Genomic DNA, 578 nt, shown 5'->3' on the forward strand with positions numbered 1-578 from the left:
GCCGAACAGCACGCTATCAACTTCGCCAACTGGCTAGAACCGCTCGGCATCGGGGTCGGCTGGCTGGCGGGCAAGCAGAAAGGCAAGGCGCGGGAGGAGGCGCTGGCGGCGATCAAAGCTGGCAGCGCCAAGATGGTGGTGGGCACCCACGCCATCTTTCAGGAGCAGGTGGTGTTCCAGCGCCTCGCCTTGGTCATCATCGATGAACAGCACAGATTCGGGGTGCATCAGCGGCTCGCCCTGCGGGAAAAAGGAGAGCGGGAAGGGGTCCATCCCCATCAGCTGATCATGACCGCCACCCCGATCCCCCGCACCCTGGCGATGACCGCCTATGCCGATCTCGATACCTCGGTGATCGACGAGCTACCACCGGGCCGTACCCCCATTACCACGGTGGCGCTACCCGACAGCCGGCGCGCCGATGTGATCGAGCGGGTCAAGCTCGCCTGCACCGAAGGCAAGCAGGCCTACTGGGTTTGCACCTTGATCGAGGAGTCGGAGGTGCTGGAGTGCCAAGCCGCCGAGGATACCGCCGCCGAGCTGCAAAACCTGCTGCCCGGCCTGCATATCGGGCTGGT

The 578-nt window shown here is 64.9% G+C and carries 1 protein-coding gene; it reads left to right on the forward strand.

The window, feature by feature from the left end:
* Nucleotides 1-578 (forward strand): DEAD/DEAH box helicase (locus CUC53_RS18715; protein WP_157798350.1); only part of this gene is annotated, 578 nt, incomplete at both ends.

The organism is Aeromonas cavernicola (assembly GCF_002795305.1).
Classification (GTDB): domain Bacteria; phylum Pseudomonadota; class Gammaproteobacteria; order Enterobacterales; family Aeromonadaceae; genus Aeromonas; species Aeromonas cavernicola.